This window comes from Myxococcales bacterium (assembly GCA_016706225.1).
Classification (GTDB): Bacteria; Myxococcota_A; Polyangia; order Polyangiales; family Polyangiaceae; genus JADJKB01.
Window position 1 is genome coordinate 413,958 of the sequence record JADJKB010000005.1, and the last position, 15,920, is coordinate 429,877.

The 15,920-nt window shown below is 67.1% G+C and carries 14 protein-coding genes; 9 read left to right on the forward strand and 5 right to left on the reverse strand.

The window, feature by feature from the left end; all coding sequences use genetic code 11:
• Position 1 precedes the first annotated feature (1 nt).
• Both IPI67_09605 and IPI67_09610 read right to left on the reverse strand, forming a co-directional pair.
• Positions 2-520, reverse strand: a complete 519-nt coding sequence (locus IPI67_09605; GenBank protein ID MBK7580447.1) for a CYTH domain-containing protein — start codon at positions 518-520, stop codon at positions 2-4.
• Between the two features lie 5 nt (positions 521-525).
• The gene (locus IPI67_09610; protein ID MBK7580448.1) at positions 526-1,113 is read right to left on the reverse strand and encodes a hypothetical protein; all 588 of its coding nucleotides are present in this window, start codon (positions 1,111-1,113) and stop codon (positions 526-528) included.
• A gap of 24 nt (positions 1,114-1,137) precedes the next feature.
• Between IPI67_09610 and IPI67_09615 the strand changes: the two genes are divergently transcribed.
• Positions 1,138-3,009, forward strand: a complete 1,872-nt coding sequence (locus IPI67_09615) for an adenylate/guanylate cyclase domain-containing protein (protein MBK7580449.1) — start codon at positions 1,138-1,140, stop codon at positions 3,007-3,009.
• Positions 3,010-3,037: 28 nt separating this feature from the next.
• On the opposite strand, the gene IPI67_09620 is transcribed toward IPI67_09615, so the two are convergent.
• Together IPI67_09620 and IPI67_09625 are read right to left on the reverse strand one after the other, a co-directional pair.
• A complete protein-coding gene (locus IPI67_09620; protein MBK7580450.1) occupies positions 3,038-4,357 on the reverse strand; it encodes a hypothetical protein in 1,320 nt (439 codons plus the stop codon).
• A 189-nt stretch (positions 4,358-4,546) separates the two neighbouring features.
• Positions 4,547-5,713, reverse strand: coding sequence for a hypothetical protein (locus IPI67_09625; GenBank protein MBK7580451.1), 1,167 nt, complete (start codon positions 5,711-5,713; stop codon positions 4,547-4,549).
• A gap of 150 nt (positions 5,714-5,863) precedes the next feature.
• On the opposite strand from IPI67_09625, the gene IPI67_09630 reads away from it, so the two are divergent.
• The 4 genes from IPI67_09630 to IPI67_09645 all read left to right on the forward strand — a co-directional run bounded on the left by IPI67_09630 (position 5,864) and on the right by IPI67_09645 (position 10,022).
• A complete protein-coding gene (locus IPI67_09630) occupies positions 5,864-7,234 on the forward strand; it encodes an insulinase family protein (GenBank protein ID MBK7580452.1) in 1,371 nt (456 codons plus the stop codon).
• Entirely contained in the window at positions 7,231-8,724 is a 1,494-nt protein-coding gene (locus tag IPI67_09635) for an insulinase family protein (protein ID MBK7580453.1), read from the forward strand. Before IPI67_09630 ends, IPI67_09635 begins: the two co-directional genes overlap by 4 nt.
• A gap of 150 nt (positions 8,725-8,874) precedes the next feature.
• On the forward strand, positions 8,875-9,255 hold the full coding sequence (locus IPI67_09640) for a hypothetical protein (GenBank protein ID MBK7580454.1): 381 nt from the start codon (positions 8,875-8,877) through the stop codon (positions 9,253-9,255).
• Entirely contained in the window at positions 9,234-10,022 is a 789-nt protein-coding gene (locus IPI67_09645) for a ferritin-like domain-containing protein (protein ID MBK7580455.1), read from the forward strand. The genes IPI67_09640 and IPI67_09645 overlap by 22 nt, the downstream gene beginning before the upstream one ends.
• An 11-nt stretch (positions 10,023-10,033) precedes the next feature.
• Here IPI67_09645 and IPI67_09650 read toward each other — a convergent pair whose 3' ends face one another.
• Positions 10,034-11,851 carry an OPT/YSL family transporter gene (locus IPI67_09650; GenBank protein MBK7580456.1) on the reverse strand — a complete coding sequence of 606 codons (1,818 nt, stop codon included), beginning with the start codon at positions 11,849-11,851 and terminating at the stop codon, positions 10,034-10,036.
• Positions 11,852-11,991: 140 nt separating this feature from the next.
• Here IPI67_09650 and IPI67_09655 point away from each other — a divergent pair, with 140 nt between their 5' ends.
• The 4 genes from IPI67_09655 (at position 11,992) to IPI67_09670 (ending at position 15,763) form a co-directional block, all read left to right on the forward strand.
• Entirely contained in the window at positions 11,992-12,909 is a 918-nt protein-coding gene (locus tag IPI67_09655) for a mechanosensitive ion channel (protein ID MBK7580457.1), read from the forward strand.
• A 93-nt stretch (positions 12,910-13,002) separates the two neighbouring features.
• On the forward strand, positions 13,003-14,388 hold the full coding sequence (locus IPI67_09660) for a cyclic nucleotide-binding domain-containing protein (protein MBK7580458.1): 1,386 nt from the start codon (positions 13,003-13,005) through the stop codon (positions 14,386-14,388).
• Between the two features lie 88 nt (positions 14,389-14,476).
• On the forward strand, positions 14,477-14,932 hold the full coding sequence (locus IPI67_09665; protein MBK7580459.1) for a hypothetical protein: 456 nt from the start codon (positions 14,477-14,479) through the stop codon (positions 14,930-14,932).
• Between the two features lie 66 nt (positions 14,933-14,998).
• Entirely contained in the window at positions 14,999-15,763 is a 765-nt protein-coding gene (locus tag IPI67_09670) for a hypothetical protein (protein ID MBK7580460.1), read from the forward strand.
• Positions 15,764-15,920 lie beyond the last annotated feature (157 nt).

A 15,920-nucleotide genomic window follows, 5' to 3' on the forward strand; every position in this document is an offset into this window, starting at 1 on the left:
GTCAGCGCTGCGACACCGGTTTCGAGACTGCCGCGCGCTCGGCCTCGGTCCACTGGTCGAACGGGCGCTCCGAGAGCGCCGAGTTCGTCAGGCGCATGTCGTCCGTCACGTCTTGCCCGAGCCAGCCCGGGGGGGACGCCAGGGCGCGTTCGAACGCGCGTTCGTCCGCCACCTCGAGCTCGGCGACGACCAGGCCCGCGTTGGCACCGAGAAACTCGTCCACCTCGAAGGTGAACGCTCCGTGCGCGACCCGGTGCCGGTGTTTCTCGATCAGGGTGCCCTTGCACAGCGCGAGGGCCGCGCGCGCCTCTTCTAGCGGCAGCTCGACCTCGATCTCCACCCGCCGCGCTCCAGCGGCTCGGCCCTTCACGGTCAGGAACCCACGCTCGGCGGCGACGCGCGCCCGCACCACGCGCTCGGGATCCGTCGACAGGTAACCCTGGCGAAGCAGCGTCGGCACGGCGCCGCCCCGCCAAGCGTCGCTCGTCACCAGGAACTTTCGCTCGATCTCGATGCCCATGTTGTCTAGCGCAGCACGGCTGCACCGAGCACAGCCTGCGCGAGCAGGGCAGCGAACGCAATCACTGCCGAGCGCGCACCGGAAAGCCGATGCGCGGCGGTGACCGCACGAGCCACCAGCAGCCACTCACTCACGAAGAGGACTGCTCCCGTGATGCGCACCACCGATTTGAGCGCCGGGAATCCCCAGAGCCCATACACGACCAGATCCGGGACCACCAGGCAGAAGAGCAGCGGCAGCGCGTAAGCAAAACCGAGACACGCGAACGTCGTGCGCCGCGCGCCGCTGCCCCCAAGCCGAACGGCGAGCGTGTGCCCGACCACGGCAAGCACGCAGTAACAGGTGAGCAAGATCGGGATCACGAACGCCGCCTGCGCCAGGTAGTAAATCTCGCGCGGGACTGGCAGGAGCACACGCGACGGCGCATGCCCGCCTGCCCAGAGCAGCGCCGAGAGCATGGACCACGCGGCTCCAGTGCCGGCGACCGCGATGAGCGCAGCCCGCGGGGACGGATAGGCCGCGATTTGGTCCAGGGTCGCCCCCGGCGCGCGGACGAGCCGTCGCGTGATCGACCAAGCTTCCGCCACACTCACGGGGGCATGATAGCTTCGGCGCCGATGCTTGAGACCACTGCTCTCGCGACGGCGCCGCCGAGCGCGGAAGAGTTCGTCTCGCGTCACCCGTGGGCACCCGAACTTTTGGCTCAGGGGCGCCCCTTGGAGTTTCTCTGGCACTTCGAGCTGGCAGCGACAGCGTCGGAGCTGTGGCCGTACATCAGCGACACCTCCCGACTCAATCGGGCCATGGGTGTGACTCGCATGTACTTCGAGGAGCGGGAGGGAGCCCTCCACGGGCGAGCGGTCAACGGCGGCTTCCTGCAAGAGTGGGTCGAGGTCCCGTGGACGTGGGTGGCGGAACGCCAGATGACGTCGGTGCGCCTGTACAGCCGAGGCTTCGGCCACTCGGTCCGCGGCATCTTCGAGCTCCAGCCGCTCGGCGATCGCACTCGCGTCAGTGTGTACTTCGGCTGGGTCCCGCGCGGATTCTGGCAGCGTTGGTTACTCTCGCTGGGCATGCGGCCCCTCGAGCGTGAGTTTCAGCGGGTGCTCAGCGAGGTGGAGCAGGCCGTCTCGGACGTGCGTCGAAAGTCGAACCCCTTGATGAAGACCGCGCCCGAGCTCGCCCCCGAGGCGGCCGAGCGGCTCGGCGTGCTCGCAAAGCGCCTGCTGAACGAGGACGTGGATGCGGGTCTGGTCGAGCAACTCGTTGCCCACTTGAAGAGCGCGGACGAGATGGACCTCTTCCGCATCCAGGTGTTGCCGCTCGCGAGGCGCTTCGGGGTGCCCGAAGACGCGATGTTGGAAGCCTGCTTGAAAGCAACGCGCGTCGGCATTCTGGCGCTCTCTTGGGACGTCATCTGCCCGCACTGCAGGGGAGTGCGCTCGGAGATCCACACGCTCGGAGAGATCCCGCGCAAGCAGGACTGCGGCGCTTGTGGCATCGACTTCGAGACCGATGACGACAATGCCATCGAGGTCACTTTTCACGTCCACCCTTCCATTCGCGCGGTGGAGCGCCAGTTCTTTTGCAGCGCCGAGCCGGCCTTCAAGGCTCACATCAAGCTGCAACAGCGCCTGCCCCCCGGGCAACGCGCGCGCTGTGATACGGCGCTCGGTCCCGGTTCGTACCGTCTGCGGGTGAGCGGCATCGAGGCGCCGACCCCCTTCGAGGTCCGAGCCGAGGCGACCGCGGCCGAGCTGAGCGTCAAGCCCGGCAGTCGCGAGCTGCCGCCTGCCGCGCCGTCTCCCACCCTGGTGCTCGAGAACGACTCGGCCGAAGCTCGCACGTTCGTGGTCGAGACCCCCACCTGGGCGGACGATGCGCTGCGCCCCTCGCGCCTGCTCAGCTTCCAGCAGTTTCGTGACCTCTTCACCGAGGAGTACGTGGGCTCCGACGTGCAACTGTCGGTAGGGCGCCAGACCATCTTGTTCACGGACGTGGTGGGCTCGACCAAGCTCTACGCCACCCGTGGAGATCCAGGAGCCTTCGTCGACGTCAAACGTCACTTCACCGAGATCCTCGAGGTCGTGAAGCAACACCATGGGGCCGTGGTCAAGACCATCGGTGACGCCGCGATGGCGGCGTTCTCGAGCCCGGTCGACGCGATCGCCGCGGCGGAGCGGATCTTGCTCGGCCTGCCGCCGGGCCGGGAAGACCTGAAGATCCGCGTGCGCGCCAGCCTGAACACCGGGCCGTGCATTGCCGTCAGTCTCAACACGAACATCGACTACTTCGGCAACACCGTGAACCTCGCGGCCAAGTTGCAGGCCTTCGCGGAGGCCGGACAACTGGCTTTCCCGAAAGCCCTCGTCGAGCAGCCCGGGGTTCAGGCGCTGCTCGACGAGCGACAGGCCAAGCTCGTCGAGCTCGCGTACGACCCCCCCGGCGGCAGCGCGATGCCGGTCCTGCGCTGGGACGTCAACCCATGATGCAGACAGCGCGAGCGTAGGCTGGCGCTCAGGCTGACTTCGCCAGGTTGACCACGCTCTGGACCGCCTGCGCGATGCTGCCGAAGGCGTTCTCGGCTCCGCCGAACTGCGTGATCTTGACCTCACCGAACTTCTGTCCGACGGCCGCGGCGAGCTTGGGCAGGTTCTCCGCGGTGATGATGCGCGCTTTGGCCTCCGCGCTCTCGCGCTCCGCTCGGGCCTGGGCCAGGGCACCCTCGGCACGGGTACGGGTCTCGACCAGACCAACGTCGGCGAGCGCCTGGCGCCGTTCGACATCGAACGCGACCTCGATCCGACCGAGCTCGCGGCGTTTGTCGAGGGCCTGCGCGCGCACCTCGTGAGCAGAGAGCTCCGCGCGGGCTTCCTGCATCGTGCGTTCGTGGGCGAGCACCGCGTCCTGGGTTTCGGCTTCCGCTTCACGCCGGCCGATTTCCGCTGCTTTCTGGCGGATCTGCGCCGCGCCCAGCAGCTTGGCTTCCTCGATTTCTCGCGCCGCCGCCGCCTCGCGCAGGGCCTGGGCTTTTTTTGCCTCGGCCGCCGCGCGTTCGAGCTCTTCCTGGTGCTCCCGCACGCTGTACGCGCTCTGAATGCGGGCCTCCTCGATCTGACGCGAGAGATCCGCTTCGCGCGTGGCAATCTCCTTTTCCGCCTGCGCCTTGGCCTGGCGCGCGCTCTGTTCGAGCTGTGCACGATACGGCGCCTGCATTGCGGCAAACACCGTCTCCGACAGCACCCGCACCTCCTGGATCTCGATGGTGTCGATGACGATGCCCCAGCCCTGAGCCGTGAAGTCGTCGAGCTTGCCTTCACCACCGACGACCGGCGCCACTTCCTTCATGAGCTCACCCGCCAGCGCGCTCTTGCGCTTCTGCAGGCAGTCTTCGACGCTGAGGTTGGCGACCAGCCGCCGCGTGGCGCCCACACACATGCCGGTCAGCGCCTCCTCGAGCTTCACCTGAGCGCGTTCGGGGAAGCTGAAGTTCAGCACGCGATACGCGATCAGCGGCTCCGCAATGCGATACACTGCCAAACCCACGATCTCGACGCCGACCTTCTCGAGCGTCACCTGATCGGCTCGAAACATCAGGCGCTGCAGCGAGGTGGGTACGATGGAGACCGCGTCCCACGGCCACTTGAAACACGAGGCGCCCTGTCCCGAGCTCTGGCGCCGCACCTTGCCCCTGCGGACATGCACCAGATACTCACTCGGCTTGGCGGTGACGAAGCCCCAGCGCTTTGTCTTCTCTGGATCTTCGACGGGTCTTCCCTGACGCCAGCCTTGGGCTTCGGCGGAGAGCTGACTGACCTGAATTTCGGCACGACGCATGGTGTCCTCCTGACGAGAGGTGCCTTCGCACGATGCATGCCATGCAGCTGAGGCGAGCGATAATGTGCAGTGCAGCGTCTCGCGGCTCACGTGGACGCGTGCCAGCGCGTCGATCTGGTGCGCCGCTCGAAATTGAACCCGGCCGGTGGTGCGGGGAGGGCACCACCGGCCGGTCCAAAGCCTTGGTTTTCAGCCGCAGTAGGTGACCTTGTCCGGGCAGCAGTCGCCGGCGCCGGCGCAGGCCGAGTCGCAGTAGCAGGTGCCGTTGGACTTGGTCCCGCAGTAGCCGTTACAGCTCCCGGTCGTGGTCGTCGTCTTGCAGGTACCACCCGAGCAGGTGAGCCCGGAGCAGCAGTCGCTCGTGGAGACGCAGCTGAGACCGCTGGTCTTGCAGGTCGGCGGGGTCTTGCACACGCCGGTCTGACAGGTGAGGCCGGTGCAGCAGTCGGTGCTGGTGGAGCAGCTGAGGCCGCTGGTCTTGCAGGTCGGCGGAGCCTTGCACACGCCGGTCTGACAGGTGAGGCCGGTGCAGCAGTCGGTGCTGGTGGAGCAGGTGAGGCCGCTCGCCTTGCACGTGCCGCACTTGCCGCTGATGCAGGTGGTTCCAGTGCAGCACTCGGAGCTCGACGTGCAGCTCACGCCGGTGGCGGAACACGGCTTCTTGCACGTGCCGCCGTTGCACTCGAGGCCGCTGCAGCACTCGCTGCTGTACTTGCAGGCCTTGGTCTCGGTGTTGCAGCAGGCGCCATTGCTGCAGGCCAGCCCGGAGCAGCACTGGCTCGCGCCGCTGCAGCTGTCCCCTGCAGTGTTACAGGGGTTGCAGGTCCCTTGGTTGCAGATCCCCGAGCAGCAGTCCGACGCGTAGGTGCACGAAGCGTAGTCCTGCTTACAGCTCAGACACTTGTCCTGGTAACACTCGAGCCCGCCGCAGCAGCCGTCCTTGCAGCTCTGGCCGTTTCCGCCACACGACGTGCAGATGTTGTTGGCGCAGGTGCCGCTGCAGCAGTCGGAGTAGGTCTGGCAGGCCGAGCCGCCCATCTTGCAGGTGCTCGTGCCGCCGGTGCCGCCGGTGCTGCCGCCCTCGCCGCCCACGCCCGCCGCACCGCCGAAGCTGCTGCCTGCGGCGCCTCCGAAGCCGCTACCGGCTGCCCCGCCGAACCCGGCGCCTCCCCCGGTATTGGTGCCCGCGGTGTTTCCAGTGTTGCCGGAACCGCCGACGTTGGCCCCGCCCGTCCCCGGCGTGTTGCCGAACCCGGCGCCGCCGTCGAAATCTCCGCCACCCCCCGCGCCGGAGCCGCCGCAGGCGGCGATCGTGGCGACTAGGCCCAAAACTGCGCTGATCAAAAGCTTCTGCATGCCGAAAACTCCCCGGAATGTCCGTGCGCGAGCCGATGCCGATGGCTCGACGCGGCCCCTCCTACGACCCCTGTCGCAGCTGTCTTCCCTCGGGCCTCGCTCCATTCCCTTGACGTCGCCCTCGTCAACTTCGAAAACCCCGGGCCACCCATGCGAATCCCGTCCCTGCTGCTCGCCGGCGCGCTCGTTTCGTTCGCGAGCGCTGCCCAGGCCAGTCCGCCCCCCAAGGCTCCGACCACCATCAACCTCCCGGTCGAGCAGTACCAGCTCGAGAACGGCATGACCGTGCTCTTGAGTGAGGATCACCGGCTGCCGGTCGCGGCGGTCGAGATCCGCTACCTGGTTGGGTCGGCGCATGAGCGGGTCGGGAGGAGCGGTTTCGCCCATCTCTTCGAGCACCTGATGTTTCAGGGCAGCGAGCACTTCGACGACGAGTACTTCAAACCGTTCGAGCCCATCGGGGGCAGCGTCAATGGGACGACGACCCAAGACCGGACGAACTTCTTCGAACGCGTGCCGTCGAACTACCTGGATCTGGCGCTGTGGATGGAGTCCGACCGGATGTTCCACCTGCTGCCGTCGCTGACCCAGGATCGCCTCGACAACCAGCGCGACGTCGTCAAGAACGAGCGGCGTCAGCGCTACGAAAATCCGCCCTACGGCATGGCGTGGATCTACCTGACCGAAGCGCTGTACCCGTCCAGCCACCCCTACGGTCACTCGGTCATCGGCTCCCACGCGGATTTGACCGCGGCGTCCTTGAACGACGTGAAGGGATTTTTTCGCGAGTACTACGTGCCCGCCAACGCGGTCGTGACGATCACGGGAGACTTCAAGTCGGCGGACGCAAAGGCCATGGTGAAGAGGTACTTCGGCGGTGCCGAGGGCAGCGCCGGCAAGCGTGCTCCGGCGCCGACGGCCAGCATTCCCAAGTTCGAATCCATCGTTCACGTCGTGAAGACCGACGACGTGAAGTTGCCGCGAATTTACCTGGCGTGGCACACGCCCGCGATCTTCAAGCCCGGCGACGCGGAGCTGGATTTGCTCTCCAGCATCCTGACCGCGGGCAAGACGAGCCGACTGTACAAACCGCTGGTCTACGACAAGAAGGTCGCCAAAGACGTGGTGGCCTTCCAGGCGTCCATGCAGCTATCGAGCTTCTACGTGGTGCAAGCCACGGCGGCGCCCGGAAAGAGCATCAAGGAGCTGGAGACGGCGCTGATGGAGGCGCTGGAGAAGGCCTTCGCGACGCCTCCGAGCGAGGATGAGATGAAACGCGCGGTCAACGGCTACAAGAAGGACTTCTACGGACGCGTCGAGAGTGTGGTGTCCCGCGCCAGCACGCTGAGTCAGTACTATCACGCGACCGGCAAGGGGGATTACCTGAAGCAGGACCTGGGGCGCTACACCGGTGCCACCGCCAAGGGGGTACATGACACCGCAGTGAAGTGGCTCGACCTCGCGCGCCATGCCCGCATCGACATCGTGCCGGGTGCGAAGGCGGGGGGAGCACAGCAATGAGCCCGCGCGCGCTAGCTGTTGCTGCGCTGCTCTCGTTCGGGTGTGCGGGTGCGCCGCCCGAACCTGCGAAGCCGCTGCCCCCGCTGCCTGCTCCGACACCGACTCCGGCGCCGGCCTCGGTCGCGGCGCCCGATCGGGCGAGACTGCCGGCCCCGGCGGCGACGCCGGCGTGGGCGCTGACGAAGCCGGAGATCTTCACGCTCACCAACGGCATGAAGGTGTTCTTCGTCGAGCAAGGCCCCACACCGCTGGTCAGTGTGCTGCTCGTCCTGCCGCGCGGTGGTGCGACAGATCCCAAGGGCAAGGCTGGCCTCACGGCGTTGACGGCGGATCTGCTCGACGAAGGGGCTGGCGGCAAAGACGCCCTGGAGCTCTCCGAAGAGCTGCAGCGCCTCGGGACCGACTACGCCGCGAGCGCAGACGTGGACAACGTGATGCTGGCGATGAACACCATCGCCGAGAGCTTCGAGCCCAGCGTCAAGCTGCTGGCCGACATCGCTATCCGCCCGAAGCTCGACGCCAAAGAGTTTGCCCGGCGCAAGGACCAGCGCATCGCCGATGCACTCTCGGCCGAGAGCGAGCCAGCGAGTGCACGAGCGGTCGTGCTCAGAAAGGCGCTGTTCGCCAGCGGGTACGCCAGCGAGCTGGCGAGCGGCACCCGGACCACCCTCGGGCGCATTTCGCTCGGCGACGTCAAGGCGCAGTACCAAGCGGTGTTCGCGGCGGAAGGTGCGTCGCTGATCGTCGTGGGTGGCATCGACCGCGAACCCGTGAAGCGGGCGCTCGAGCAGAGCTTCGGCGCCTGGAAGGGCAGCGCCAAGGCCAAGGACGGCGCGGTGTCCGCCCACAAACCCGAGAAGGCGATCTTCTTCGTGGACTTCCCCGGCGCGACGCAGACGAGCATGACGATTGCGACGCGCGCGCAGGGAGAGGGCGCGTCGGATTATTTTCAGGCGCTGGTGATGAGTCGGGTGCTCGGTGAAGCCTTCACCAGTCGCCTCAACCTCAACCTCCGCGAGGCCAAGGGTTACACCTACGGTGCGGGCTCGAGCTTCCGCCGCTTCAAGGCGCTCGGCCTGTTCGGGCTCTCCGCCAACGTGAAGCGTGAGACCACGCTTCCGAGCATCGAGGAGTCGTTCAAGGAGCTCCGCGACCTGTGCGCGTCGCGGCCGATCTCGGAGACCGAGCGGAACGAGGCGGTCAACGGTCTGTTGCTCGGGTTCCCGGGGCGCTTCGAGCACGGCGGCGACGTCGCCGGGCAGCTCGCGAACATCCCGCTCTACGGTCGCGCCGAGGACTGGCTCGAGACCTGGTCGTCGAAGGTCAAGGCCATCAGCGTCGGGCAGGCCAACGAGGCGGCCAAGAGCTACTGCAACCCGGATGACTACGTGGTGGTGCTGGCAGGGGATCGCAAAGTCGTGGCGCCCACCTTGACCGGGCTCGAGCGCAAGGTCTTGTACTTCGACGCCCAGGGCAAAGCCGTGAAGTGAACGCCGGGGATTGGGGCCCGTAGCCAGAGGCGCGCGGCCCAATCGTTGCGGAATACGGAACGATGCGTTCCGATCCTTCTAATGGCTCGAATCAAGCCGATCCGTAAAGCTGAGGTCCGTAACCGCCCGCTTTGGGCCGAGGAGGATCGCATGCGCTTGGACGGACTTTTCAAGGTGTTGGTTCTGAGTGGACTCGCTGCTGGCGGTGGCGCCGTGGCTTGCTCCGACGACGGCGGCGGCAAGGCGAGCACCGCAACCGGGGGTGCGGCTGGCGCAAGCAGCGGCGGTGCGAGCGGAAGTGGCGGCAGTCAGGTCGCGGCGGCAGGTGCTTCGTCCGGGGGCTCGAGCGCGGGCGGTGCGGCTTCGGGTGGCGTTGCCGGGCAGAACAGCGCCGGCGCGGCCGGGCAGAACCAGGCGGGCGCGGGTGGAAGCACAGTGGCCGAGGCCGGCGCCGACACCGGCACTGAAGTCGACGCGGGCGCGGACGCAGCTCAAGACGGAGTCGACTCGTGGCTGTCCTGGTTCTCGTGAACGGCCCCGACGCGGAGCGCCTGCCGCTTCCGGAGTTGACGGGTCTGGCGCCGGCGGCGCTGCGTGTGCTTGCCGGCGTGTGGTTGTTCCGCGCCCGGGCCGAGAGTGAAGCCGAGCAACGCTTCGCTCGCCTGGCCTGGGAGCTCACCGAGGTTGGTGGTCCGCCGGAGGCCATCAAGCTCGCGCAGCGGGCGGTGGGTGAGGAGCAGCGCCATGGTGTGCTCTGCCGCGCCATGGCGGAGTGTTACGGCGCTGCCTGGGTGGAGCCACGCGCCGTCGCGGTGCCGCTCGGGGGCAGTCGCCTCGAACACCGAGATCGCGTGCTGTACGAGGTGGTTGCGTTCTGTTGCATCACCGAGACGCTCAACTCGGCGCTGATGCGGGTGGCCCACGCGACGGCCCAGGAACCCGGGGTGCGCGCTGCGCTGCGGACCATCCTCAAGGACGAGGTGCATCACGCTCGCATCGGCTGGGCGCACCTGGCTCACGAACGCCGCCAGGGCCGCGGCGATTTCCTGGCCCGGGAGATCCCCCGGATGCTGGGTGGAGCGATCCGGGAGGAGCTCTTCAGTCCGGAGCCCGCCGGGGAGCACGCGCAGGCGCTCGCGGCTCATGGGGAGTTGTCCGAGGCGGTGCGGCTCGAGATCTTCGAAGCCGCAGCCCGCGACGTGATTGCCCCTGGGCTCAGCGCGTGCGGCATCGACACCGAGCCGATGTGGCGTTTCATCGAGGCGGCGCGCAAGAGCGGATTTCGCGCGGCGAGCTGAGGCCCGACGACTCAGGGCGACATCAACCCGAAGTAGAACAGCGCCGGCAAGAGCAGGCCGGCGATCAGCGCCTCCCCGCCGATGAACCCCGAGGCGAGTGTCACCGCGCTCCGCTCGTGCGACTCGGGTGAGACTCGATGCCAGATGTAGCCGGCGACGGCGCCGATGGCGATGGGGATGTTCAGCGTGCCGGGCAGGATCAGGGCAAAGCCGAACCCCGCGACGCTGGGCATCCACTTGATGCCCTTCACGTCCTTCAAGAGCGTGACGACCACGCCGACCACGGCGGCGATCTCCGTCCACAAGAGCGCACCCTTGGGGAATGCACCCAGGCCCTTTGTCATGAGCACCGCCATGTTGGCGAGCTTCAGGCCCGTCGGCGCCGCAAGTCCGTCGCCGCCCAGGCCATAACGGGCGATCAGGATCGGATACATGATGGCCACCGAAGCCGCGCCGATGGGGATCGAAAGAAACTGCACCCAGGTCAGGACCTTGGGGACCGAACCCACGATCTTGCCGGTGCGATAGACCTGCATCGTGCCCTCGCCCTGGGCGTTGATGTTGCCCGCCGTGCCGGCGCTGATCAGGTTGTGGGCGATGTTGGGCGAGAACAGCCGGAAGATGGCTTGCAGGGTGTTGGCCATCAAGGACACCGGTCCCTGGTTCGTCTCACCGAGCACGCGCACTCCGACCAAGATCAGCGGTAGGCCGCACAGGACCGAGATGACCGTCTGGTAGAACGGCATGTTGAACGGCTCGCGCTGCTGAATGAAACCGAGGGCCAGCGTGATCACGCTGGCGAGGATCACGATCGTCCTGAGCGACATGTCCTCGCTCTTGCCGGCCGCCCGCTCGGCGTTGAGTGTGCGGAACATGGCTGCAATCGAGCGCCACTGCAGCGCCACGGCGGTCATGGCCGAGGTGATCATCATGGCCGTGGCGGGCCACATGAACCAGAGCATCACGATGGGAAACTGCTTGCCACCGAGGTACGCACCCAGCATGCCGCAGTGATCGTGGACGAACGTGAGCTGCTCGGCGCTTGGTGACCCGACACCCACCAATGCGTCGCAAGCCGCCACGTGCTGGGGGGCGATGGAGCCGTGCACGATCTGCATGCCGGCCGCCTCGATCACCATGGGACCGAAGATCCAGGTGACGAGTGAGCCCGCGAGCATACTCAGGCCCACGTTGAGGCTGATCAGGAGCCCCGTGCCCACCGAGAGCACGCTGAGCTCGATGCCCACGCCGAAACGCATGGCGATTGCGATGATCTGCAGCTTGCCGAGTCCGTCGCGCACGAACGACAGCAGCATGCCGATGAGCGTTCCCACGCCGAGCGCCCGAAGTTTGTGCCGGGACTCTTTGTTGCCGGCGTCGAGCACTTGGATCGTCTCTGCCGCCGCCACGCCGTCCGCGAAGATCATCTCCGGGTCGTCGATGAAGTAGCGGCGGAAGAGCGCGGCCACGAGCACACCCACCGCGCCGGAGCACGACAGCCACAGGAACATGCTCCACGGGTCGACGTGAACCTTCACGCTCACCGACTCGTTCATGTTCAGGTAGCCGAAGGCTGCCGCGACGACACACATGAACGCGGTGGACGTGGCCGAGGTGGCTGCGGTCTGGATGATGTTGTTCTGGATCGCGTTCTGGCCGCGGGTCTTCGCCGCCGTGACGTACAAGAACAGCGCGCCGATGAAGGCGGCGAGCACGCTCACGTTCGGCCCCATGCCGAGCTTCAGCACGATGTAGGGATACGCCAGCGAGATGAGGGCGGAGACGAGCACCGCCCCCGTCACCGACTGCCACGTGAGTTCCTTGTTCAACTTTGTTCTTCGCCCCTCTTGCCGCGGCGCTTTACGGCAGATTCGTCCACATGTGAAGTCCCGTCCCCGGTCTGGAAGCGCCGAGCCTTTACCCCAAGTCCCGACTGGACGATCGTCCGCCCGCCATTCAGCGAGGTCTCATGCCCCAGGGTTTGATCGACAAGTGGTTCTACGACCCGACCGTCGGGAAGGTCGTCGCGGCGGTCATCGCCGTCATCGTCGTGCGCACGATCGCGAGCCTGCTCGGGCGCGGCATGCTCCACCGCGTCAAGGACACCACCAGCCGCTACCGGCTGCGGAAGCTGCTGGCGTTCGGCAGCTACTTCGTCGCAGGTGTCGCCATCACCGTCATCTTCAGCGACCGCCTCGGGAGTCTGACCGTTGCGTTTGGGGTGGCGGGCGCTGGTATCGCCTTTGCTCTGCAGGAGGTCATTGCGAGCGTCGCCGGGTGGGTGGCGGTGATGTTTGGCGGTTTCTACCGGATCGGCGATCGAATTCAGCTCGGCGGTATCAAGGGCGACGTGATCGACATCGGGGTCATTCGCACCACCGTGATGGAGATCGGTGAGTGGGTGAAGGGGGATCTCTACACCGGCCGGATCGTGCGCATCGCCAACAGCTTCGTGTTCAAGGAGCCCGTCTTCAACTACTCGGCGGATTTCCCCTTCCTTTGGGACGAGATCGTCGTGCCGATCAAGTTTGGTAGCGACTACGCCGAGGCAAGGCGGATTCTAGAGGGGATCGCCGAAGAGGAGCTCACGGCGACGGCAGCGGGTGCAAAGAAGACCTGGTCGACCATGGTCAACAAGTTCGCGATCGAGGACGCGCGCATCGATCCAATGGTCACGCTCGTCGCCAACGACAACTGGGTCGAGTTCACGCTGCGGTACGTGGTGGACCACAAGCGGAGGCGCGCGACCAAAGACACGCTGTGGACCAAGGTCCTGGCGCAGGTCGAGGGCTCGAGTGGCCGGGTCGGCATGGCGTCGATGACCGTGCACCTGGTGGAGACGCCCACATTTGACGTTCGCCTGCTGGACCGTGTGAAGACCAATTGACGAAAAGTGCGGCGCCGACGCTGGAGCGCGGCTGGCGCTCGAGCGGGTGGTTTCGGGACGGGGCGCTCGGCTGGTATACCGAAAGCACACGCCATGTCGAAGGACGATCAGGTTAGAGAGCTGCGCCAGCGCGCGGCGGCGGCCCGAGAGAAGGGCCGCCTGGCCAAGGCTCTGGAGGCGTACCTCGAGCTCGAGCGGCTGGAACCGCGCGACCCGAGCTGGGCGCAGCGCGCGGCGGAGTGCCATCGCCAGCTCGGTCAGGCCGCCGCGCAACAGGCGGCGCTCGAACGCGCAGCGGCGGGCTTCGCCGAGCGCGGCTTCACGCTCAAGGCGGTCGCCGTGTGCAAGATGATTCTGGCACTGGATCCGAACCACACGCGCACGCAGGAAAAGCTCGCAGAGCTCCAAGGCCAGCGGGTGCGGGGGCTCGACCGGTTGCAGCGGAGCGCGCCGATGCCGCTCGGTACCGACGGCCCGGTTTCGTCTCCGAGGAGCATCCGCTCCGGTGCACCGCTGGATGCCATGTCGTTGCGCGACGCGGTGCCAGGCTCGATGCGCTCGCCGGTCGCGAAGGACTCGGGCGCCTACGAGATCCACATCGAAGAGATCGAGTACTTCGTCGACTCCCCGCTCGATCCGGGCGCGGTGCTCGAGTCGCTGCCGTTGTTTCGCAGCCTGAGCGCCGAAAGTCTGAAGCTCCTGATCGAACACATCGAGCTCGTCGACTGCGCGCGCGGCCAGGTCGTGTTCGAGAAGGGGGATGCCCCCGATGCCCTCTACATCATTGCCGACGGCCGGGTCGTTTTGTGGGCAGATGCCGAGCGAAGTGTCGAGCTTGGGCGGCTCGAGTCGGGCGCCGTGCTCGGGGTGGTGGGTGTGCTCTCCGACGACGTGCGCCCGCACACGGCGGTGGCGCTCGACGAGTGCAAACTCCTCAAGCTGTCACGCATCACCGTCACCGCCCTGGTCGAGCGCGAGCCGGAGGTGCTCAACGCCCTCTTGCAACAGGTGCGTGAACGCCTGGTCAGCACGCTGACGTCGACCCATCCGTTGTTCACTCAGCTGGCTCCCGATGAACGGCAGGACGTCGTGAGTCGCTTCCGCTTGCTGGAGGTGCCCAGAGGCGCCGTCCTGGTCACCGAGGCCTGGATCTCCCCAGGACTGTTCCTGCTCTTGACCGGAAAGGCGGCCGTGGTGCGGGGCTCGGGCTCTGATCGCCGCAAGCTGGGAACGCTGACCAGCGGCGCGATTTTCGGGGAAGCGTCGCTGCTCAGCAGCTGGCCGGCGCCCACCTCCGTCGAGTGCGAAACCAAATGCTTCGTGCTGGTCCTGGGCAACGACGAGTTCAAGAAGCTGGCGATGACCGACCCGCGCTTCCTCGACTTTCTCTCGGAGTACGCTGAGCGTCGTCGGCGTGAGCTGGAGGCTGTCCTGGACGGCGGCGCAGATTTCAGCGAAGGACGGGTTTCGCTGGTCTGAAGCCGCTGGGTTCGGGGCAGCGGTGAGCTCGGTTGCGCGCAAGAAGCGGGCGGTGCCTTCTTCGCAAAACGGTGATAGCGTGCACGCCATGTCGCTAGCGCTTCCGAGGGAGTCGTTCGTTGCCATTGCTGCCGTCGCTTGGGCCGATGGTTGGATGAAAAAAACCGAGACCGAGGGTCTGAAACGCGCGGCCACGGCCTGCGGGCTCAGCGATGAAGATTTCGTGAGCGTGGAGCAGGCTGCCAAGGGTGGTGTAGATCTGGACGGGCTCGACCTTTCGGGCATGAGCGGCTGGCAGCGCGCGGTCACCTACGCGGTCGCGAACTGGCTCGCGCGCATCGACGGTGTCGTCAACACCGAAGAGCTGAAGAACCTGAAACACATGGGTCGGTTGCTGGACCTGCCCCAAACGAAGCTCGACGCCGCGGCGTCGGCGGCCTTCGACATTGCCTGCCTGCCGGGTGGACACCGGCCGGACAAGTACGACTTCGACGCGCTCGCCACACGTTTGCGCGAGAAGGTCCCGTCGCTCGTCGAAGGCTGAAGCGGGCCGCGTCCCGATTCTCGCCAGTCGACCGAAACCGGAGACCCGCGCGCGCGTATGCCTCGCATGCGATGGACGCTTCTCAGCCTGCTGGGCTGTGGTTTTGCCCTGGCTTGTAGCTCCGCTCCGGGGCGTGACGGTCCGTCCGGGGCAGCCGGGGGCGGGGGGAGCGCTGCGGGTGCTGGCGCTGCAAGCGGCGGATCGGCCGGCGCCGGTGCCGCGGGCAGCGGCGGCGTCAGCGGCGCTGCCGGCGGCGGCCTCGGGGGTGACGGGACCGGAGCGACCGGCGGTAGCCTCGGTTCTGGGGGCGGCGCAGGCGGTGGCGGTGGCGGGGGCGGGGGCTCGGCGTGGGGTCCCGCTCAGTGTCCCGCCGCGCCTTCGAACATCGGCTTCGACGTGGGTGACACCCTCGGTGAGCTGGTGGTGAAGGACTGCGACACCGGCGCGGTTGCGACGCTCGACGAGCTGTGTGGGGCCGCCGCGACCTGGGTGTTCGTCGCGCACACCCATTGCCCGACCTGCAAGGCCACGGCCGGATTCACGGACTCGGTCGCCGCCGCGGTCGCCGACCAAGACGTTGCCATCGCTCACATCGTCTACGACGACAACGGCACGAGCTGCGCGACCTGGAAAGCCAGCTTCGAGCTCAGCGGGATCAAGAACGTCAAGCTCTTCGAAGACCCGACTGGCGCGGCCTGGTCGAAGCTGAAGACCTCGAACTACACCGCGCCGAGCGCCTTCCTCGACAAGAACCGGGTGATCACCTTCAAGGCCCATGGTTTGACGGAGTCCTCGGTGCTCGGGCAGATCACCCAAGCGCTGGCGAACTGAGCTTCAGGCTGCTGCAGGCGCCGCCTTGCCGAGCCTGCTCGCCCTGGCCGCGCGGGGCCTCGCAACCGCAGTGGTGGTCAACGAAGCGCTGCCTGAGCAGCTCCCCGCTCGGGTTCACGCCGCGCGCATCGTCGAACGCGGGCGGCCCCTCGGAGGG